We start from the raw sequence: 19,150 nt of genomic DNA on the forward strand, positions 1-19,150 counted from the left end.
CCTCTCCCCGCCCGGGGAGGGGTGACATGTCTGCAAGAAAAAGCCGCAAGACTGTGTGATTCCGGACTTGCGCGCGGGGCCATCAGGGGGTGATGTGCCCCCACAGGGGATCGGATTGATTCAGCCGCGTTGGACGAGGGCCGAAAACGCGATGTTAATCCGGGTCGATTACTCCTGAAATTGCCTTTGAAATCAGGGGCTTTGGCCCCCACCCGAAAGAGATCAGACTGATGGCAGCCGTACCCGGCGTTCGTCGCTCAGAACTCGGTGACGCGCTGCGCGCTTGTCGCACGGCGTTTGTCGGCGTCGGCTTGATGAGCTGCATGATCAACCTGCTCTATCTGACCGGGTCGATCTTCATGCTGGAGGTCTACGACCGGGTGCTGCCGAGCCGCAGCATTCCGACCCTGGTCGGCCTGATCGTCCTCGCCAGCTTCCTCTACATGGCGCAGGGCGTGCTCGACATGATCCGCAACCGGATCTTGGGCCGGATCGGCACCGCGCTCGACGAGGCCCTGAACAGGCGTGTGTTCGACACCATCGTGCGCCTGCCGCTGCTTGTCGGCAACCGCAACGAGGGCCTTCAGCCGCTGCGCGATCTCGACAATGTCCGCTCCTTCCTCGGCGGCATGGGACCGAGCGCGTTCTTCGACCTGCCCTGGCTGCCGCTCTATCTCGCCATCTGCTTCGCCTTCCACGTCATGATCGGCGTCACCGCGCTGGTCGGCGCCGTCATCCTGGTCGGGTTGACGCTGGTCACCGAGTTCATGTCCCGCCAGCCGGCGCGCGACGCGATGGGGCTCGCCGCCCAGCGCAACGATCTTGCCCAGGCCAGCCGCCGCAACGCCGAAGTCATGGTGTCGATGGGCATGGCCGGCCGGATGAACCAGCGCTGGAGCGAGGCCAACGAAAAATACCTCGCCGGCAACCAGCGTGCGAGCGACGTCGCCGGCGGTCTCGGCGCGGTCGCAAAAGTGCTGCGCATGATGCTGCAATCGGCCGTGCTCGCGGTCGGCGCCTATCTCGTCATCCACCAGGAGGCGACCGCCGGCATCATCATCGCCGGCTCGATCCTTTCCGCGCGTGCGCTCGCGCCGGTCGATCTTGCGATTGCCCACTGGAAGTCCTTCGTCGCGGCCCGCCAGAGCTGGCACCGCCTGAGCCGTCTTCTGGAGCAGATGCCGGCGCAGACGATGCCGACCCAGTTGCAGGCGCCCACCAGCCGCCTCGCCGTCGAGGGCGTCGCCATGGTGCCGCCGGGCGACCAGCGCCTCATCGTGCAGGACATCACCTTTGCGCTCGAAGCCGGCAATGGACTTGGAGTGATCGGACCGAGCGGCTCCGGCAAGTCGTCCCTGATCCGCGCGCTGGTCGGCGTCTGGCAGCCGGTGCGCGGCAAGGTGCGGCTCGACGGCGCGGCGCTCGACCAGTGGTCGTCCGACATGCTCGGCCGCCACATCGGCTATCTGCCGCAGGACGTCGAATTGTTCGGCGGCACCATCGCGCAGAACATCAGCCGGTTCGACCCCGACGCCATCTCCGACGGCATCATCGCCGCGGCGAAAGAGGCCGGCGTGCACGAGATGATCATCAAGATGCGCGAGGGCTACAACACGCAGGTCGGTGAGCAGGGCACCGCACTCTCGGCAGGCCAGGCGCAGCGCGTGGCGCTGGCGCGCGCGCTCTACGGCAGCCCGTTCCTGGTCGTGCTCGACGAGCCCAATTCCAATCTCGACACCGAAGGCGACGAGGCGCTGACGCGCGCGATCCGCAGCGCGCGCGAGCGCGGCGCCATCGTCATCGTGGTGGCGCACCGCCCGATCGGCGTCGAGGCGGTCGACCAGATCCTGGTGCTGCGCGACGGCCGCATGCAGGCCTTTGGACCGAAGGAGCAGGTGCTCGCCCAGGTGCTCCAGCCGCGCGTGACCCCGCCGGCCCCGATCAAGATCGTCAGCGAAGGCGGAGCCAAGGCATGAGCACGATGGCCATCGGCGGCGCGAAGCCCGCAGCAAAGAGGACCGTGCGGGAATCCATCAGGTTTCACCTGTTTCTCGGCCTCGCGATCGTGCTGGTTCTGGCCGTCGGCCTTGGCGGCTGGTCATCGACCGTGCAGATCTCGGGCGCGCTGATCGCGCCGGGCCAGATCGTGGTCGAATCCAACGTCAAGAAGGTGCAGCATCCGACCGGCGGCGTGGTCGGCGAAGTGCGCGCCCGCGACGGCGACGTCGTCAAGGCGGGCGATGTCGTGGTGCGGCTCGACGACACCGTCACCAAGGCGAACCTCGCCATCGTCACCAAGAATCTCGATGCCGCCCTGGCGCGCACGGCGCGGCTCCAGGCCGAGCAGCGTGGCGTCGACAGGATCGAGTTCCCGCAATCGCTGCTCGATCGCGGCAACGATCCCGACGTCAAGAACCTTCTTTCCGCCGAAACCAAGCTGTTCGACGTCCGCGTCAACGGCCGCGCCGGCCAGAAGGCGCAGCTTCGGGAGCGCATCCAGCAGCTCAACGAGGAGATCGAGGGCCTCTCCGCGCAGGAGAGGGCCAAGGACAAGGAAATCTCGCTGGTGCAGCAGGAGCTCACCGGTGTCCGCGATCTCTACGACAAGCATCTGGTCCAGATCTCGCGCCTGACCACGCTCGAGCGCGACAGTGCCCGCCTCAATGGAGAACGCGCGCAATACATCGCATCGCGCGCGCAGGCCAAGGGCAAGATCACCGAGACCGAGCTTCAGATCATCCAGGTCGACAAGGACATGGTGAGCGAGGTCTCCAAGGATTTGCGCGAGACCAACGACAAGATCGGCGAGCTGATCGAGCGCAAGGTCGCGGCTGAAGACCAGCTTCGCCGCGTCGACATCCGCGCGCCGCAGGACGGAATGGTGCTGCAATCGACCGTCCACACGGTCGGCGGCGTCATCACCGCGGGTGACACCCTGATGCTGATCGTGCCGCAGGCCGACGACCTCCAGGTCGAGGCCAAGGTCAATCCCGTCGATATCGACAAGCTCCAGATCGGCCAGAAGACGCTGCTGCGCCTGTCCGCCTTCAACCAGCGCACTACGCCGGAGCTCAACGGCGTCGTCAGCCGCGTCTCGCCCGACGTCACCACCGACCAGCGCACCGGCCAGAGCTACTACACCATCCGCGTCTCGCTATCCGCGGAAGAGGTCGCCAAGCTCGGCGACTCCAAGCTGATCCCGGGCATGCCGGCGGAAGCCTTCGTCCAGACCGGTGACCGCACCATGCTGTCCTATCTGCTGAAGCCGCTGCACGACCAGTTCATGCGCGCCTTCCGGGAGAAGTGACGCGCTTGCCCTCCCCGGCCCTCCTGGGGAGGATAAGAAGAGCTCGCAATGACGACGCGGGTCTATTCTTGCTATAGTTCGACTCAAAGCCCAGCAACCCGGCGTCGAACCATGCAAACCCCGCCCTCCATCGCCACCGAATCCTTCTCCGACGCGGTCGCGGCGGTCGCCCGGCTCGAAGAGATCTACGAGCGCAACACGAAATTCCTGCGCGACCGGTTCGAGGCCTATGTCAACGGCGAAGCGATCACGGCGCGCATGCGGGCCTATTATCCCCTGGTCCGCGTCACCACCGCGACGCATGCGCGGCTGGATTCGCGTCTCGCCTACGGCTTCGTGGCCCGGCCCGGCGTGCATGAGACCAGCGTGACCAGGCCGGATCTGTTCCGGACCTACCTTACCGAGCAGATCGGATTGTTGATCCAGAATCACGGTGTGCCGGTCGAGATCGGCGAGTCCAGCGAGCCGATCCCCGTTCACTTCGCCTATCGCCGCGACATCAACATTGAGGCCGCCATCACCACCAGCGAGAACTCCGCCGTCACACGGTCGCTGCGCGATGCGTTCGACGTGCCTGATTTGGCCACCATGGACGATGCCATCGCCGACGGCACCTTCGCGCTCCAGCCCGGCGCGCCCGAGCCGCTGTCGCTGTTTCGGGCGGCCCGCGTCGACTACTCGCTGCGCCGGCTCTACCACTACACCGGCACGGACCCCGAATATTTCCAGAACTTCGTGATCTTCACCAACTACCAGTTCTATGTCGACGCCTTCGCGCAGCTCTGCCAGCAGCGGCTTCAGTCCGGCGAAGCCGGCCTCGACGCCTTCGTCGCGCCCGGCAATGTGATCACGCGCAGCGGCGGCGCCACAACGGGCATCGCGCCCGCGCGGACGCCGCAGATGCCGGCGTTTCATCTGGTCGAGCCCGGCTATCGCGGCATCACTCTCATCAACATCGGCACCGGACCGTCCAACGCGCGCAACGTCACGGACCACGTCGCCGTGCTGCGGCCCCATGCCTGGCTGATGCTCGGCCATTGCGCGGGCCTGCGCAACACGCAGCGGCTCGGCGACTACGTGCTCGCCCACGGCTATGTGCGCGAGGATCACGTGCTCGACCGCGAGCTGCCGCCATGGGTGCCGATCCCGGCGCTCGCCGAAATGCAGATCGCGCTCGAGGACGCCGTCGAAGACGTCACGGGCCTCGAGGGTTTCGAGCTCAAGCGCCTGATGCGCACAGGCACGGTCGCCAGCGTCGACAACCGCAATTGGGAGATCAGCGGGCCTGAGGTGATCCGCCGCCTGTCGCAATCACGCGCAGTTGCGCTCGACATGGAATCGGCCGCGATCGCCGCCAACGGCTACCGCTTCCGCGTCCCCTACGGCACGCTGCTATGCGTCTCCGATAAGCCGCTGCACGGCGAGATCAAGCTAGCGGGGATGGCCAGCGAGTTCTATCGCCGCCGCGTCGGGCAGCATCTCGAGATCGGCCTGAAGGCGCTGGAACGGCTCAAGCAGCAGGAATCGGAGCGGCTGCATTCGCGAAAGCTCCGCAGTTTTGCCGAAGTCGCGTTCCAGTAGGGACTAGTACCTCCTTGCGGCTGACAAGCCGGGGAATCCTGGGCATTGTCGGCGCGGGGCCGACCGGACCGTTTTCCATGCCGCTGATGCGCGACAAGATCATTGGTCATGATCTCGAACGGCTGGCCTTTCGCTTCACCATGCTGAGCGAGGGCGACGTCGTACAGTGCCAGATCAGCGACGCCGCGATGGACGAGCTTGCGGGCATGCAGGGCACCGAAAGCAGCGCGCGACAGGCGCAGTTCCTGTCGCTGCGCGAGTCCATCGAGCGGATCGCGTCAGACCTCTACGACGAGGCGCCGCGGGTCAGGGGCCATGTGGTGCGGATCTTTACCCGACATCTGGGACGGTGATCGCGGCGTGCTTTAGCTGTCGAACATGATCACGCTGCGCAGCGTCTTGCCGGCCTTCATGTTGGCAAAACCTTCGTTGATCTCGGAGAGCTTCAGCTTGGCCGAGATCCAGTCCTCCAGATGCAGCCGGCCGCGCAGGTAGAAGTCCACCAGCCGCGGCATGTCGACGCGAAAATGGTTGGAGCCCATCGACGAGCCCTGGATCCGGCGCTCACGCAGGAAGTCGAAGCCGTGCAGCTCGATCTTCTGGCCGAACGGGATCATGCCGACGATGGTGGCCGTCCCGCCCGAGGCGAGCATGCCGAAGGCCTGCTCGGCGGTCTCCTTGCGGCCGAGCACCTCGAAGGAATGGTGTACGCCGCCATTGGTGAGGTCGCGGACCTGCTTCACGACGTCGCCGTCGGCGGGGTTGATGATGTCGGTAGCCCCCAGCTTGGTCGCGAGCTGGAGCTTGGCCGGGTTGGTGTCGATGGCGATGATGCGGCCGGCGCCCGCGATCTGTGCGCCGTTGATCGCGGCCATGCCGACGCCGCCGCAGCCGATTACCGCCACGGTCTCGCCGGCGGTCACCTTGGCCGTGTTCACGACCGCGCCGTAGCCGGTGATGACGCCGCAGCCGATCAGCGCGGCGAGATCGAGCGGCATCTCCTTCCGGATTTTGACGATGGCGTTCTCGTGCACCAGCATCTGCTCGGCAAAGGAGGAGAGATTGAGGAACTGGTGCAGCTTCTCAGGTCTGGACCATTGCATACGATTGGAGACGCCCGGCAGCAGCTTCACCGTCGTGTCGGTGCAGAGCACCGTGCGGCCCGTGGTGCAATTGTCGCAGGTGCCGCAGAACACCGACAGGCAGGTGACGACGTGATCGCCCGGCTTCACGTAAGTGACGTCGGCGCCGACCTGCTCGACGACACCGGCCGATTCATGCCCGAGCACTGCAGGCAGCGGATGCGGGTAAAGGCCTTCCATGAAGTGCAGATCGGAGTGGCATAAGCCTGCGACAGAGGTGCGGATCAGGACTTCGCGTGGGCCCGGCCTCGGCAGGCTGACATCCTCGATGACCAGCGGCTTGTTGACTTCGTGGAGGACGGCGGCCTTCATCGAGCACTCCCTGTCGCGTTTTTTGGTTAGATCGTGGAGTGCAGCCTACGCTGCCAGAACCAGTTCGCCAACCTCGCTCATGCCGGCATCGCGCTCGCCGAGCAGCAGTGCCGCGATCTTCGCTTGCACCGCATTTTCCGTCAGCCGGAACGGATCGCTCGGCGACACCCGATGATCGATCACCAGACGCGACAGCAGCAGCCGGCGCGCATCGCCGCGCATGTCGTGGATGCGATGCGCCTCCCAGGCAAGCGCGACCGCGCTTGCGACATGGTAGAGCAGGCTGGTGGCGCGCCGCGCATCGGCCTCGTTGTCGGCCTTGCCCGCCACCTCGCGCGCAAAGCCGACTGCGCGATCGACGAGACCGCGCAGACGGTCGCGCCAGGCTTGCGGCACGGAGGCACTGTCGTCGAGCCGGGCATGCAGATCGGCCGCGAGCGCGGATTCGGCGCCGTGACGGCCGACCGCGCGCCGCAGCGCATCGATCGCGACGATGTTGCCGGTGCCTTCCCAGACCGAGCCGAGATGCGCATCGCGCAGCAGCCGCGCCGTCGCGAATTCCTCGATATAGCCGATGCCGCCGCGCATCTCGAGCGCATCGCCGCAGACCTTTCGCGCATCGCGCGTGGCGCGGAATTTCAGGGTCGGCGTCAGGATGCGCAGCAGCGCCGCCGCGTCCTGGCTGCCGCCCTCGGCGCGGTCGAGCGCGTCGGCCGTGAGGAAGCTCATCGACAGCGCCTGCTCGACCGGCAGCATGATCTTCAACATCTGCCTTCGGCCGAGCGGCAGGTCGATGATGCGGTTGCCGAACACCACACGGTTCATCGCCACGGTCATCGCGTCGTGGTAGGCCCGACGCATCAGCGCGGTGGATTTGACCCCGTTGGAGAGCCGCGACGAGTTCACCATCTCGGCCATCTGCACAAAGCCGCGGTCGAGCTTGCCGACCGCATAGGCGATCGCGCCTTCGAGCTTGATCTCGCCCGAGGCCATCGAGCGCGTGCCGAGCTTGTCCTTGAGGCGCACGATCCGGTAGTGATTCTGCGAACCGTCGTCGAGGAAGCGCGGCATCAGGAACAGGCCGACGCCGCGCGTGCCGGGGCCGGCGCCTTCGGGGCGCGCCAGCAGCATCACGACCTTGGCGTCGGCGTTCGAGCAGAACCATTTCTCGCCGTGGAGGCGCCAATGGTCACCCTCCTGCACCGCGCGCGTGGTCAGGGTGCCGACGTCGGAGCCGCCTTCCTTCTCGGTCATGAACTGACCGCCCTGCGTCAGCTTGCTCATGTCGGTCTGGGTCAGGCCGTCGAGATATTTTGCCTTCAGCGCCTCGCTGCCGAAATTCGCCAGCAGCTTTGCGCAGCCGTCGGTGACGTTGATCGGGCAGCCCATGCCGAATTCGGTCTGGTTGAACAGGAAGGTGAAAGCGTGCTTGGCGACGACGGGATATTTGTCCGGCCAGCCCATGATGCCCTTGCGGATCGAGAGCGCGTGGATGCCGAACTCGCCGAACGCGGCGTTCTCCAATTCACGATAAGCGGGGTGGTATTCGATCCACTGCACGTCGCGGCCGAACTTGTCGCGCTGGTGCAGCACCGGCGTGTGATGATCGGCGAGCCGCGCACACTCGTCGAGACGGCCGCCGGCGAGCTCGCCGAGTCGATCGAGATGCGGCTCGATGTGACGGAACAGCGCCTCCGGCAGATGGATGCGCAAGAGGTCGGTGAGTGCCGGATCGGCGCGATAGAAATTCATGCCGCTGGTATCGGGCGCTAGCAGTCCGGATGGTGCGGCCGCGACGTGTTTTGGCTGCGCTGGGACCGGCTTCTGCATGATCGTCCTCTTCGTTTCCGCCCGACGGCAATTCTTAACGCTTGCCGCTTGGGATGATGTCGATCATGCTCCAGTCGCGAAAGCGGATAAAGCCGCAAATTGTCGGGGAGGCATGATCGCCGTGAGGGAGCAATTCGCTCTGCGGAATTGTGATCGTCCCGGCTGGTTGTCCGCTCGGCGGATGCATAGATCAGCGGCTTCCCGTCTCCGAGAGATCAGGCCATGGAACACCCGAAATACAAGATCGCCCTCATCGTCGGCGCTGGCGAGGGCTTGAGCGCCTCGCTGGCGCGGCTGCTGTCCGCTCAAGGCATCCGCGTCGCACTGGCCGCGCGAAAGATCGAGAAGCTTGGTGCGCTCTGCAGCGAGACCGGCGCCAAGGCCTATGCCTGCAACGCCACCGAGCCTGAGGAGGTCGAGCGCCTGTTCGGCTTGGTCGAGCGCGAGATCGGCACGCCCGACCTCGTCGTCTACAATGCCAGTGGCCGCGCGCGCGGACCGTTCGTCGACCTCGTTCCGGCCGACGTCGCGAACGCGATCGCGGTCAGCGGCTATGGCGGCTTCCTGGTGGCGCAGCAGGCGGCAAAACGCATGCTGCCGAACAAGCACGGCGCAATCCTGTTCACCGGCGCCTCCGCCAGCGTCAAGGGTTATGCGCAGTCGGCACCGTTTGCGATGGGCAAATTCGCGCTGCGCGGCCTCGCACAGAGCATGGCGCGCGAATTGTCGCCGCAGGGCATTCATGTCGCGCATTTCGTCATCGACGGCGGCATCAAGAGCACGACGCGCACAGAGCCTGCCGACAAGCCGGACTCGATGCTCGATCCCGACGCGATCGCGGAGAGCTATTGGAACGTGCTGCAACAGCCGCGCAGCGCCTGGAGCTGGGAGCTTGAGCTGCGGCCGTGGGTTGAGAAGTTTTAAACGGGCTGCCGAGGGTGGGCGAAGGCGCAGCGCGCCGTGCCCGCCTTCGCGAACACCGGATGCGGAAATGGTGGGCACGCTTCACTTTGCCCACCCGACAAGAGTAGGGAGCGATATGAGCACGGAAACCACCATCGACACCGGCACCAGCGAACTCCTCTGTGTCATCCGCGACCGCGTCGCGGTCATCACGCTGAATCGGCCGGAGGCGCGCAATTCGCTGTCGGACCTGCTGACGCCGGCGCTGCGCACCATGATCCGGACCTGCGGCGAGAACCCCAATGTCGGCGCGCTGCTGCTCACCGGCGCCGGCGAAGCGTTCTGCGCCGGCGGCAACGTCAAGGGCATGGGCGCGCATCGCGATCCGAAGAAGCTGGAGATGTCGCTCGAGGACCGCATCGCCGATCTCCAGGAGCGGCAGCGGCTGCTCACCGGCGCGCTGGTGTCGGTGCGCAAGCCGACCATCGCCGCGCTGCCGGGGCCGGCGGTCGGCGCGGGTCTCGCCATCGCCATGGCCTGCGACATCCGCATCGCCGCGCAATCGGCCTTCGTTGCCACCGGCTATGCCCGCATCGCGCTCAGCGGCGATTACGGCATCGCCTGGCTGTTGACGCGCCTCGTCGGCACAGCGCGGGCGCGCGAATTGATGTTCACCGGCGATCGGGTCGATGCCGCGCGTTGCGAGGCCATTGGCCTCGTCAATCGCGTCGTGCCTGATGATAAATTGCAGGCCGAGGCCTTCGCCCTGGCCAAGTCCCTCGCCGAAGGCCCGCGCCTCGCGCTGCGCTACATGAAGGACAATCTCGACGAGGCCCTCCAGTTCGACTTCGAGACCGCGCGCGACCATGAAGCCGAACGATTGATCCGCCTGACCACGACCGCCGATCACAAGGAAGCCGTGCAGGCCTTCATCGAGAAGCGCAAGGCGGTGTTCACGGGGAAGTAGGGCTTCGCGGCCTGCGTGAGCACAAAAAATGCCCGGCCCTGGAGGACCGGGCTTGCAGTGGTGTCAGACCGAGGCTGAGGGGCTTTCGGCCTGACGGGAAAGGGCGGCGAGCCGCCAGCTCGCACAGGGAATGTCCTTTGGCGCGACCGTGATGTCCTTGTCGAAACGCACCAGCTTCCAGTCGTCCGGATGGTTGACGAAAGCAAAGCCGGAATTGCGGGCGAGCGAGATCATGGCTTCATTGGAGCGCAGCGTGTCGCCGAACATCTGCTCGGCGCCAAGCGCGGCTGCGCGGCATTCAAGATTCTTCATCAGCACGGTGGCGATGCCGTGGCCCTGCCAGCGATCGTCGACCGACAGGCCGAACTCGAGCGTCGCGGTCTCCGCATGCAGCGCATAGCGCGCTTCCGCGACGATGGTCTCGAATCCGTCGACCATCATTGTCGCGACCACGGTAAACCGGTCGCGCTCGCCGATCTCGAGGAACTCGTGCAGCAGGCCCTTCGGCAGCTCGCTGATGGCGCCGAAGAAGCGGTTGTAGCGGGAGCGGGTCGTGAGCGAGCGGAAATAATGCTGAAGCTCGTCGGTATCGCGCGGCTCGACGAAACGAACGCTCACCGCCTCGCCGTGCCGGGTGCGCAGCGCGTCCGAATATTGCTTCAAATCTTCCAGGCGAAGGGTGCTCATGACACGTGCCCCAAAGAGGACCTAACGAAAGAGGGACCGCCGGCGCCCCTGTGATCAGGCGGCGCCGGCCTGGCGGCCAATCAGGCCCGCCAGAAGGGCTTGTCGGCCTCATAGGCGATGTCGGTCCAGGACAGGCCGACATCGTGCAGGTCGCGCGCCGTCCAATTGCTGAGCTCGCGACGGGTCCGGTAGCGCTCATGCCAGACGTGAATCGTCTCGCCGATCTGCTGGAGCAGACCGGCCGCATGATGATTTGTCATCGAATTCTGGGTCAAAGTAGACATTTTCAGCTCCTTGAGCTAAGTTAACCGCTAATATCTGCTTCTCAGTGCGCTGCGACAAACGACAATTTGTACCCTTTCGCATGAAATAACGTCATGCATCCTGCTGCCAGATGACTGCCAGATTGCCCTCCCTGAACGGATTGCGGGCCTTTGAGGCCGCGGCGCGCCATCTCAGCTTCACGCTGGCCGCGTCGGAGCTGAACGTGACCCAGACCGCAATCAGCCATCAGATCCGCAGGCTCGAGGAGGAGCTCGGCATCCGCCTGTTCGTCCGGCAGAACCGCGCGCTGCAGCTGACGCCGGAGGCGCGCGACTATTTGCCGGGCGTCCGTGCCGCCTTCAACGACCTTCGCCTCGCCACCGACCGCCTGCTGCGGAAGGAGGACGACAAGGTGCTGACCGTCTCGACGCTGGCCTCGCTCGCCGCAAAATGGCTGCTGCCGCGGCTGACCGATTTTCAGGAGCAGCATCCCGGCATCGACGTCCGGATCACCACCTCCACCAGTCTCGTCGACTTCCAGCGCGACAATGTCGATGCCGCGATCCGCTACGGCCGCGGCCAGTGGCCGGGCCTGCGCGCCGACTGGCTGATGGCGGACGAGCTGTTTCCGGTGTGCAGCCCATCCCTCCTGCGTGGCGACAAGCCGCTGCGCTGCCCCGAGGATCTCAAGAGCCACATGCTGCTGCACACCTCCAACGCCAACAGCGACGACTGGCGGCTATGGCTGACGGCGGCGGGCCAGCCGGTCGACATCGCCAGGCAGCCCGGCATCACCTTCGACATGATCTTCATGACGATCCAGGCCGCGATCGACGGTATCGGCGTGGCGATGGGGCGGACGTCCTACGTCCAGGACGACATTGCCAAGGGGCGACTGGTGGTCCCCTTCAAGATCGCGCTGCCCGCCGATGCCGGGTTCTACCTGGTCGCGCCGGAGGGCCGCCGCGCGGCGCCGAAGCTCGCCGCATTCCGTGACTGGATGATCGCTGCGACGCGGAATAAAGCCTGAAAAATCATCAGCTTCCGTGGCAAAATCGATTGACTCGCAGCGCCCCGCGCGAGAAGGGGTAGGACAGATTGTCGCAGCAACAATCCGTCGCCTGCCGTGAAGTCAGTTCCCGGTCCGGCCGCATCTTCAAGGGGAGTAATGTCATGGCTGGACCAGCAACCAATCCGCCCGAGATCAAGTCGCGCATCGGCGCGATCCTGCGCGCCACATCGGGCAATTTCCTCGAGCAGTTCGACTTCTTCCTGTTCGGCTTCTATGCCGCCGCCATCGGCAAGGCGTTCTTCCCCTCGACCAACGAAACTGCGTCACTGCTCAACACCTTCGGCGTATTCTGGCTCGGCGCGCTGATGCGCCCTGTCGGCGCGATCGTGCTCGGGGCCTATATCGACCGTATCGGCCGCCGCCAGGGCCTGATCGTCACGCTCGGCATCATGGCCATCGGCACCGTCGTGATCGCGTTCTGCCCGAGCTACGCCACCATCGGGATCGCGGCGCCGGTCATCGTGCTGATCGGACGCCTGCTGCAGGGCTTCTCCGCCGGCGTCGAGCTCGGCGGCGTGTCGGTGTATCTCGCGGAAATCTCCACGCCCGGCAATCGCGGCTTCTACACCTCGTTCCAGTCGTCGAGCCAGCAGGTCGCGATCTTCGTGGCCTCGATCCTCGGCTTCATCCTGTCCGAGGTGATGCCGGCCGACATGGTGGCCGCCTGGGGCTGGCGCATTCCCTTCTTCGTCGGCTGCATGATCATTCCGCTGATCTTCTTCCTGCGCCGGACGCTCGAGGAGACGCCGGCGTTCCTGGCCATGAAGAAGCATCCGACGGCGAGCGAAGTGTTCGCCTCCGCGCTCGCCAACTGGCGCATCGTCCTCCTCGGCATGATGATCGCGATCCTGACGACGACGACGTTCTACTTCGTCACCGTGTACACGCCGACCTTCGGCAAGACCGTGCTGAAACTGTCGACGCAGGACGCGCTGCTGGTGACGCTGCTCGTCGCCGTGACCAATTTCTTCTGGAATCCGGTCGGCGGCGCATTGTCCGACCGCATCGGCCGCAAGCCGGTGCTGATCACCATCGCCTGCCTGTCGCTGGTCACCGCCTATCCGGCACTGCACTGGCTGGTGGCGGCGCCGAGCTTCGGCAAGCTGCTCGCGGTCGAGATGATGTTCTCGTTCTATTTCGGCGTCTACAGCGGCACCATGCTCGGTGCGCTGGTCGAGATCGTGCCGGCGCATGTGCGCACCACCTGCTTCTCGCTGGCGTTTGCGCTCGCGGCTGCGCTATTCGGCACCTTCACGCCATTCGCCTCGACCTTGCTGATCGAGCACACCGGCGACAAGGCCTCGCCCGGCTTCTGGCTGATGTTCGCGGCATTGCTCGGCATCATCGCGGCCTCGGTCGTCTATCGCGGCGGCGGCAGGGCGGTCCCGACGTATGATGCGGTGGTCGAGCCGGTCGCGGGACATTGATGGTCGCTTCGATCATCGTCGACCTTCACCCTCCCGCTCCAGGGAGGGTGTGAAACGTGCGGCTGGCTACAACTCCACCACCACGTAATCGCTCTCGACCCGCACCGTAACAGTCTCGGCGACATACGGCCCCCTCACCACGCTCGCACCCGGCTCGACATGGGCCGGGTACGCCTTCGCGCGGAAGCGGCGGGGATCGCAATAGGACTGGCCGGTGCGGATGTCGAACTCCCAGCCGTGCCAGGGGCAGCGGATGATCTCGCCGAGCCTGGTGTATTCGATCTCACCAGGGTCGCTGGATTGCGCGAGCCCCATCAGCGGGCCCTCGCACAGCGCCGCGCCCTGATGCGGGCAGCGGTTCATCAGGCCGAAATATTCGCCCTTGATGTTGAAGACCGCGATCGGCCGCCCGTCGATCTCCAGAAATTTTCGCGTGCCCGGCGGAAGCTCGTCGACGGGAGCGATGACGTGTCTTGCCATCAGGAACTTGCCATCAGGAACTTGCCATCAGGAAATGCCGTAGAGCTTCTTCGCATTGCCGAGATAAAACGCTTCGCGATTGGCTTCACTGACGCCCGCCGGCAGCACCCGCGACGGCTCGTCATAGTCCCAATGCGGATAGTCGGTCGCGAACAGCAGGCGGTCCCAGCCGATCCAATTGATGACGTCGAACAGATCCTCGCGCCGTTCCGGATCCTCCATCGGCTGCGTCGTCCACCACACCTGCTCGCGGATATATTCGGATGGCGGCCGTTTGACGTGCGGCACCTCGCTGCGCAGCCGCCGCCAGACCTTGTCGAGTCGCCACGCCAGCGACGGCGCCCAGCCGAAGCCGGCCTCGATCATCACCATCTTCAGTTTCGGGAAGCGCTCGAACACGCCCTCTAACACGAGGCTCGCCAGCGCGGATTGCTGGCACTGCGAATGGCCCACCATCTCCTCGATGTAATAGGAAGGCCAGCCCGACGGCGTGATCGGGTTGCCGCCGAAGCCGAAGGCGTGCACGCCGACGGGCAACCCCGCCTCTTCCGCGGCCTGATAGATCGGCCAGTAGCGGCGCTGGCCGAGCGGCTCGACGTTGCGGCTGAGCAGCAGCACCTGAACGAAATTCCTGTCACCGGCGCGCTCGCGGATTTCGGCGGCGGCGGACAAGCCGTCCTCATTGCCGACGACAATGGACGCCTTCAGCCGCTTATCCTTGCTGGTCCATTTGTCGATCTGCCAGTCGTTGACCGCGGAGCACAGCGCCGCCGAGAGCTCGTGGTTGCGGATTCCCTGCCCGGTGTTGAGCGGATTGAGCACGCCCAGCTGTACGTTGTTGGGATCGAGCAGCTGCTTCTGCATGAAGGAGAGCGATGAGCCCTGCGGCCCGCCCTCCGGCGGATAGGCGTCGCGGCGCGAGGCGTTGGGCTGGGCCTTCGGGTAGGGCGGCCCTTCCATCATGCCCTGATAGGCATGGACGCCGTAGACTTCGAGATGATGCTGCCAGCGTTTGGCGAGATAGGGATAGAGCTCGGTGCGGGTCGCGCGGGCCGGATGGATGTCGCAGTCCGCGATCGCGGTTTTGACGGTCAGTGGGGAAGCAGCTTCGGTGCTCTCGCGGAACTGGATATTCATCGCCTTGCCTCCTTTGGCAGCGGGCTAAGTCAGGCGGGGGTAGGTGGCATGCGGATTATCGATCATGATCTTGCGCACGAGATCGGGGGTGAGGCCCTCGGGCAGCGCGTCCTGGCCGTCGAACTGCCAGTGCGGATAGTCGGTGGAGAATAGGACCAATTCGTCCGACTGCATATGATCAAACAGGCGAATTAATGTCGCTTGATCCGGCGGCGCATCAAATGGCTGTAACGAGAAGCGGATGTTGCTGCGCACAATCTCGAGCGGCGCGCGATCGACCCAGGGCGTCTCCATCCGCACCCCGCGCCAGAATTTGTGCAGGCGCCAGAGATAGGGGGAGATCCAGGAGACGCCGGATTCCAGCATCACCATTTTCAGCCGCGGATATTTGGCGAAAACGCCCTCGACGATCAGGCTGGTGAGCTGGGTCTGGAACGCCTGGGCCTGACCGACATAGTCCTCGATGTGGTAGGAACCCCATCCGACCGAGGTCGGCGGATTGTGATAGGCGGAACCGGCATGAATGCCGATTGGGAGCCCCAGCCGTTCCGCGGCCTCGTAGATCGGCCACAGCGCACGCTTGCCCAGCGGCGTGTCGCCCATCACCAGCATCAGCACCTGCACGAAGCGCCTGTCCGGCGCGCAGCGCTCGATCTCGGCAACGGCCTTGTCGATGCTCTGCGTGGGAATCACGATCGAGCCGCGCAGCCGCGGGTCGCGATCGAGCCACTCCTTGGCGAGCCAGTCGTTCAGCGCGCGGCAGAAGGCGGCTTGCAGGTCTTCCGAAAACACCATCTGCACGCCGTAGAGCGGATTGCAGATGGCATGCGTGAACTGGAAGGGATCGAGCACATGGCGCTGCATGTCTTCCAGGCTTTCGCCCGGCTTGCCGCTTTCAGGGCGCCAGTCGGGCCGCGTCGTGATCGGCGAGTTCTGCGGATAGGATTGCGAGACGAGGTCGACCATGCCGCGCGTCGTCACCTGATCGCGCCAATAGTCGTTCAGATAGGGCAGCAGGCTGGTCAGATGCGGCACGGCCGGATGCAGATCGCAATCCACCCCGCCGGCGATCAGGGACGCCATGACGTCTCCTTCACGTTTCCTCGTCACGTCTTGTCGTGGGCGGCGCTCGGTCGCTCCGTCTTGTGGCGGCATTCAAGCAGGCCTGCCCGCCGCCCGCAACTCGGCCAACGGCGCTGTCATATGCTAGGAAGGCTGAGCTCGGTTGCGAGGGAATGAGAGGTCAAAGGCATGAAAGAGCTCGTCGGCATCGCGGAACAGGTCGCAGGCAGACTGATCGCGCGCAAACAGACCATTGCCGTGGCGGAATCCTCGACCGGCGGCCTGATCTCGGCCAGCCTGCTCGCGGTGCCCGGCGCCTCCGCCTATTTCCTCGGCGGCGCGGTGGTTTACACCCGCGATGCCAGACGCGTGCTGATGGATATTTCGGACGACGGCATGAAGGGCTTTCGGTCCTCATCGGAGCCCTACGCACAGCTGCTGGCCGAGCAGATGCGCAGCCGCTTCAACTGCGACTGGGGCCTGTCCGAGACCGGCGCGGCCGGTCCCACCGGCAACCGCTACGGCGATGCCGCAGGCCATAGCTGCATGGCGGTCGCCGGGCCCGCAGCGGAAGTGACGACGCTGGAGACGGGCAGCAACGACCGTTTCGCCAACATGCAGATATTTGCGGCGACAGCGCTGAAATTGCTGCTGAAGACCTTGGAGCGGTGACGTCGCGGCGCCCGCGAAACATCAAGCCCGGATCCAGCAGATATATTGCGCCGTCATTGCCAAGGAACTAGTCATCAAACATCTTCGGCGGCACGAACCCGCCGAACTCGCGTTCGATCAGCCCGGCGAGTTTCAGCGGCGTTCGGTCCTCGAGGAACGGCCCGATGATCTGAACGCCGACCGGCAGGCCGTCCTTCGACAGGCCGAGCGGAACGGCCGTTGCCGGCAGGCCCGGAAGCGTCGCAATGCCGGGCCATGCGAGCTGGTCGGAATAGGGGTAGTCCTTGCCATCGATGTTGATGGTTCGCAAGCGCTGCTCCGGCGAATGATCATGCGGATAGGCTGGCGTCGGCATGATCGGGCAGATCACCGCGTCGAAGCTGCTGAACAGCGCGCGCCATTGTGCGCGTAGGCCGGCGCGACCGCCGGCGTCGAGCACCCAGGCACGGTGACTTGCAGTGATGCCGCGCAGCCGCTCCGCGCCAAGGCTCTGGTCCTCCGGCGACAATTGGCTCGCTCGGGATTGCGAATCCGCCAGCACGTCGGGAAGGAAGAACGCGCCGAGGAACCCGAGCAGCATGCGCATATAAAGCCGCGACGTGTCCGCAAAATCCGGCAGCAGCGCGCTCTCGCGCGCGACCGTCACGCCGGCCTTCGTGAGATCGGTTGCGAGCCTGTCGATCGCGCCGCGCACATCCCGGTCAGTCGGCAGCAATGGATGGCTTTCGATCACCAGGACGCGAAAATCCCGCAGCGACTGATGCCGTGCAACAGGCAGATCGAGTTTGTAGGCGACGCCGGCTTCGAGCGGATCGGGTCCAGCCATAACGTCGAGCAGCAAGGGCAGATCCGCTGCCGTGCGCGCCATTGGCCCGATGACGGCGAGATCGTTGTCGCGCGGAAGGGCTGGAAACGGAGGCGGCGTCTCGCCGCGTGCCGGGCAGAGATTGATGGTCGGCTTGTGAGCGAAGATGCCGCAATGAAAGGCCGGCACACGCAGGGAGCCGCCGATGTCGGAGCCGGTGGCGAGCGCACAATAGCCTGCCGCAAGGGCTGCCGAAGATCCCCCGGATGATCCTCCCGGCGTGCGGTCGAGATCATAGGGGTTGTTCGTGGTGCCGTAGATGTCGTTGTAGCTCTGCCAGTCGCCGAGGCCTACTGGGACGTTGGTCTTGCCGAGGATCACGCCGCCGGCCTGCTTGATGCGTGCCACCGGTAGCGCGTCTTCCACCGGCTTGAAATTCTTCTGCGGAACGAACCCCCAGGTCGTGGGCAGGCCGGCGACGTTGAAGGATTCCTTCACCGTGACGGGCAGGCCGAGCAGCGGCTTCCGTTCGCCGCGCGCCAATGCGGCGTCCGCTTCGCGCGCAGCACCGAGCGCTCGGTCGAAATCCCTGACGCAAATCGCGTTGACCTTGCCGTCGTGTCGTTCGATGCGTTCGATCGCATCCTGCGTGAGCTCTACCGCGGAGACCTTCTTCGCGGTCAGTGCCGCCGAAAGCTCGACCGCGCTCTTGAAACTCCATTCCGATTTGGCCACGGCATTCTCCCGCGCTTTGCTGGACAGATGATGCGCAGTTTTACCTGATGTCGCAACCGCCGTTTGACAGCCGTTGACCTGTGACGAAAGCTACCTGGGCAGCATCCGCTGCATGACACGATCGCGATAGATGAAGATGTGTGCGAGCCCGGCTGCAACGTGAATACCGATGGTTACGACGAGCGCCAGTTCCATGGCCTGGTGCAGGCCGTCGATTGTCCGCCCGGCGGCAGCGTTGTCGGACGCGAGCATCGGCAGCGGCACAAGATAGAAGAGGGAAACAGACCATCCGCGGAAGGACGCAAACAGCCAGCCCGAAATCGTCGTGGCGAACACCAGCGCATAAAGCAGCCAGTGGATCGCCTCTGAGCTCACGCGTTGCCAGGCCGGGAGCGAGCTCTCCGGTGCAACGGGATGGGTAAGACGCCAGAAGAAGCGCAGGGCGGTCAGAGCCAGAACCGTCATTCCGACCGAGACGTGAAACGTCATCCCGGCACCGGGCGTCATGCCGCGGTGCAGGTCCGGCATCAGCCAGCCGATCGGGTATTGCACGACAAGCAGTCCGACAATAAGCCAGTGGAAGATCTTGGCCGGTGTCCCATAGTGAAGTTGGCCCGTCATGAAGTCGCCCGATCCTGCGACAAGTGTCGCTCGAGGGTTGGAAGCTGCATGCAAAGGCATGCGCGAAATGCGTAGCCGTTGATCATCTTCACCACGAGACGATCGGATGCGGGCGTGACGCGCGCGGCCGGCGTGACATCCGCCTC

18 protein-coding genes are annotated in these 19,150 nt (G+C 65.1%); 9 read left to right on the forward strand and 9 right to left on the reverse strand.

The annotated features are described in order from the left end of the window. Positions 1–230 precede the first annotated feature (230 nt). From NR187_RS01760 to NR187_RS01775, 4 genes are all read left to right on the forward strand, one after another. A complete protein-coding gene (locus tag NR187_RS01760; RefSeq protein WP_211381950.1) occupies positions 231–1,976 on the forward strand; it encodes a type I secretion system permease/ATPase in 1,746 nt (581 codons plus the stop codon). Next, positions 1,973–3,307 carry an HlyD family type I secretion periplasmic adaptor subunit gene (locus NR187_RS01765; RefSeq protein ID WP_211381951.1) on the forward strand — a complete coding sequence of 445 codons (1,335 nt, stop codon included), beginning with the start codon at positions 1,973–1,975 and terminating at the stop codon, positions 3,305–3,307. Before NR187_RS01760 ends, NR187_RS01765 begins: the two co-directional genes overlap by 4 nt. Before the next feature lie 111 nt (positions 3,308–3,418). Next, positions 3,419–4,888, forward strand: a complete 1,470-nt coding sequence (locus NR187_RS01770; RefSeq protein WP_211381952.1) for an AMP nucleosidase — start codon at positions 3,419–3,421, stop codon at positions 4,886–4,888. A gap of 77 nt (positions 4,889–4,965) precedes the next feature. Next, positions 4,966–5,241, forward strand: a complete 276-nt coding sequence (locus NR187_RS01775; protein ID WP_211381953.1) for a DUF1488 family protein — start codon at positions 4,966–4,968, stop codon at positions 5,239–5,241. Between the two features lie 12 nt (positions 5,242–5,253). On the opposite strand, the gene NR187_RS01780 is transcribed toward NR187_RS01775, so the two are convergent. Next, positions 5,254–6,342, reverse strand: a complete 1,089-nt coding sequence (locus NR187_RS01780) for a Zn-dependent alcohol dehydrogenase (protein WP_211381954.1) — start codon at positions 6,340–6,342, stop codon at positions 5,254–5,256. 45 nt (positions 6,343–6,387) lie between these two features. Next, entirely contained in the window at positions 6,388–8,172 is a 1,785-nt protein-coding gene (locus NR187_RS01785; RefSeq protein WP_211381955.1) for an acyl-CoA dehydrogenase family protein, read from the reverse strand. 222 nt (positions 8,173–8,394) lie between these two features. Here NR187_RS01785 and NR187_RS01790 point away from each other — a divergent pair, with 222 nt between their 5' ends. Together NR187_RS01790 and NR187_RS01795 are read left to right on the forward strand one after the other, a co-directional pair. Further along, on the forward strand, positions 8,395–9,096 hold the full coding sequence (locus NR187_RS01790; RefSeq protein ID WP_211381956.1) for an SDR family NAD(P)-dependent oxidoreductase: 702 nt from the start codon (positions 8,395–8,397) through the stop codon (positions 9,094–9,096). Positions 9,097–9,211: 115 nt separating this feature from the next. Then, on the forward strand, positions 9,212–10,042 hold the full coding sequence (locus NR187_RS01795) for an enoyl-CoA hydratase (RefSeq protein ID WP_211381957.1): 831 nt from the start codon (positions 9,212–9,214) through the stop codon (positions 10,040–10,042). A gap of 63 nt (positions 10,043–10,105) precedes the next feature. Here the strand turns inward: NR187_RS01795 and NR187_RS01800 are convergent, their stop codons facing one another. Both NR187_RS01800 and NR187_RS01805 read right to left on the reverse strand, forming a co-directional pair. Next, on the reverse strand, positions 10,106–10,729 hold the full coding sequence (locus NR187_RS01800) for a GNAT family N-acetyltransferase (RefSeq protein WP_256805585.1): 624 nt from the start codon (positions 10,727–10,729) through the stop codon (positions 10,106–10,108). Positions 10,730–10,809: 80 nt separating this feature from the next. Then, positions 10,810–11,013: a DUF1127 domain-containing protein gene (locus NR187_RS01805; protein ID WP_211381959.1), complete on the reverse strand. Its 204-nt coding sequence runs from the start codon at positions 11,011–11,013 to the stop codon at positions 10,810–10,812. Between the two features lie 110 nt (positions 11,014–11,123). On the opposite strand from NR187_RS01805, the gene NR187_RS01810 reads away from it, so the two are divergent. Both NR187_RS01810 and NR187_RS01815 read left to right on the forward strand, forming a co-directional pair. Continuing rightward, the gene (locus NR187_RS01810; RefSeq protein WP_256805586.1) at positions 11,124–12,023 is read left to right on the forward strand and encodes a transcriptional regulator GcvA; all 900 of its coding nucleotides are present in this window, start codon (positions 11,124–11,126) and stop codon (positions 12,021–12,023) included. 143 nt (positions 12,024–12,166) lie between these two features. Next, complete coding sequence (locus tag NR187_RS01815) at positions 12,167–13,492, forward strand: MFS transporter (RefSeq protein WP_211381961.1); 1,326 nt, start codon at positions 12,167–12,169, stop codon at positions 13,490–13,492. A 66-nt stretch (positions 13,493–13,558) separates the two neighbouring features. Here NR187_RS01815 and NR187_RS01820 read toward each other — a convergent pair whose 3' ends face one another. The 3 genes from NR187_RS01820 to NR187_RS01830 are packed head-to-tail and all read right to left on the reverse strand — an operon-like array spanning position 13,559 to position 16,192. Beyond that, on the reverse strand, positions 13,559–13,972 hold the full coding sequence (locus tag NR187_RS01820) for a Rieske (2Fe-2S) protein (RefSeq protein ID WP_256805587.1): 414 nt from the start codon (positions 13,970–13,972) through the stop codon (positions 13,559–13,561). Positions 13,973–13,999: 27 nt separating this feature from the next. After that, entirely contained in the window at positions 14,000–15,109 is a 1,110-nt protein-coding gene (locus NR187_RS01825) for an amidohydrolase family protein (protein WP_211381963.1), read from the reverse strand. A 24-nt stretch (positions 15,110–15,133) separates the two neighbouring features. Next, positions 15,134–16,192, reverse strand: a complete 1,059-nt coding sequence (locus NR187_RS01830) for an amidohydrolase family protein (protein ID WP_211381964.1) — start codon at positions 16,190–16,192, stop codon at positions 15,134–15,136. Between the two features lie 168 nt (positions 16,193–16,360). Between NR187_RS01830 and NR187_RS01835 the strand changes: the two genes are divergently transcribed. Further along, entirely contained in the window at positions 16,361–16,843 is a 483-nt protein-coding gene (locus NR187_RS01835) for a CinA family protein (protein ID WP_211381965.1), read from the forward strand. 67 nt (positions 16,844–16,910) lie between these two features. On the opposite strand, the gene NR187_RS01840 is transcribed toward NR187_RS01835, so the two are convergent. Further along, positions 16,911–18,383 carry an amidase gene (locus NR187_RS01840; protein ID WP_211381966.1) on the reverse strand — a complete coding sequence of 491 codons (1,473 nt, stop codon included), beginning with the start codon at positions 18,381–18,383 and terminating at the stop codon, positions 16,911–16,913. A 90-nt stretch (positions 18,384–18,473) separates the two neighbouring features. Further along, positions 18,474–19,004 carry a cytochrome b gene (locus NR187_RS01845; RefSeq protein WP_211381967.1) on the reverse strand — a complete coding sequence of 177 codons (531 nt, stop codon included), beginning with the start codon at positions 19,002–19,004 and terminating at the stop codon, positions 18,474–18,476. Positions 19,005–19,150 lie beyond the last annotated feature (146 nt).

The sequence above is a fragment of the Bradyrhizobium sp. Bra64 genome, from assembly GCF_024519875.1.
Lineage (GTDB): Bacteria > Pseudomonadota > Alphaproteobacteria > Rhizobiales > Xanthobacteraceae > Bradyrhizobium > Bradyrhizobium japonicum_G.

Bases quoted from the DNA above. Each gene is read 5' to 3' on its own strand.
- NR187_RS01820 (WP_256805587.1), bottom strand. From the start codon at position 13,972: ATGGCAAGACACGTCATCGCTCCCGTCGACGAGCTTCCGCCGGGCACG.
- NR187_RS01760 (WP_211381950.1), top strand. From the start codon at position 231: ATGGCAGCCGTACCCGGCGTTCGTCGCTCAGAACTCGGTGACGCGCTG.
- NR187_RS01795 (WP_211381957.1), top strand. From the start codon at position 9,212: ATGAGCACGGAAACCACCATCGACACCGGCACCAGCGAACTCCTCTGT.
- NR187_RS01785 (WP_211381955.1), bottom strand. From the start codon at position 8,172: ATGCAGAAGCCGGTCCCAGCGCAGCCAAAACACGTCGCGGCCGCACCA.
- NR187_RS01845 (WP_211381967.1), bottom strand. From the start codon at position 19,004: ATGACGGGCCAACTTCACTATGGGACACCGGCCAAGATCTTCCACTGG.
- NR187_RS01835 (WP_211381965.1), top strand. From the start codon at position 16,361: ATGAAAGAGCTCGTCGGCATCGCGGAACAGGTCGCAGGCAGACTGATC.
- NR187_RS01830 (WP_211381964.1), bottom strand. From the start codon at position 16,192: ATGGCGTCCCTGATCGCCGGCGGGGTGGATTGCGATCTGCATCCGGCC.
- NR187_RS01780 (WP_211381954.1), bottom strand. From the start codon at position 6,342: ATGAAGGCCGCCGTCCTCCACGAAGTCAACAAGCCGCTGGTCATCGAG.
- NR187_RS01765 (WP_211381951.1), top strand. From the start codon at position 1,973: ATGAGCACGATGGCCATCGGCGGCGCGAAGCCCGCAGCAAAGAGGACC.
- NR187_RS01770 (WP_211381952.1), top strand. From the start codon at position 3,419: ATGCAAACCCCGCCCTCCATCGCCACCGAATCCTTCTCCGACGCGGTC.
- NR187_RS01825 (WP_211381963.1), bottom strand. From the start codon at position 15,109: ATGAATATCCAGTTCCGCGAGAGCACCGAAGCTGCTTCCCCACTGACC.
- NR187_RS01775 (WP_211381953.1), top strand. From the start codon at position 4,966: ATGCCGCTGATGCGCGACAAGATCATTGGTCATGATCTCGAACGGCTG.
- NR187_RS01805 (WP_211381959.1), bottom strand. From the start codon at position 11,013: ATGTCTACTTTGACCCAGAATTCGATGACAAATCATCATGCGGCCGGT.
- NR187_RS01800 (WP_256805585.1), bottom strand. From the start codon at position 10,729: ATGAGCACCCTTCGCCTGGAAGATTTGAAGCAATATTCGGACGCGCTG.
- NR187_RS01810 (WP_256805586.1), top strand. From the start codon at position 11,124: ATGACTGCCAGATTGCCCTCCCTGAACGGATTGCGGGCCTTTGAGGCC.
- NR187_RS01790 (WP_211381956.1), top strand. From the start codon at position 8,395: ATGGAACACCCGAAATACAAGATCGCCCTCATCGTCGGCGCTGGCGAG.
- NR187_RS01815 (WP_211381961.1), top strand. From the start codon at position 12,167: ATGGCTGGACCAGCAACCAATCCGCCCGAGATCAAGTCGCGCATCGGC.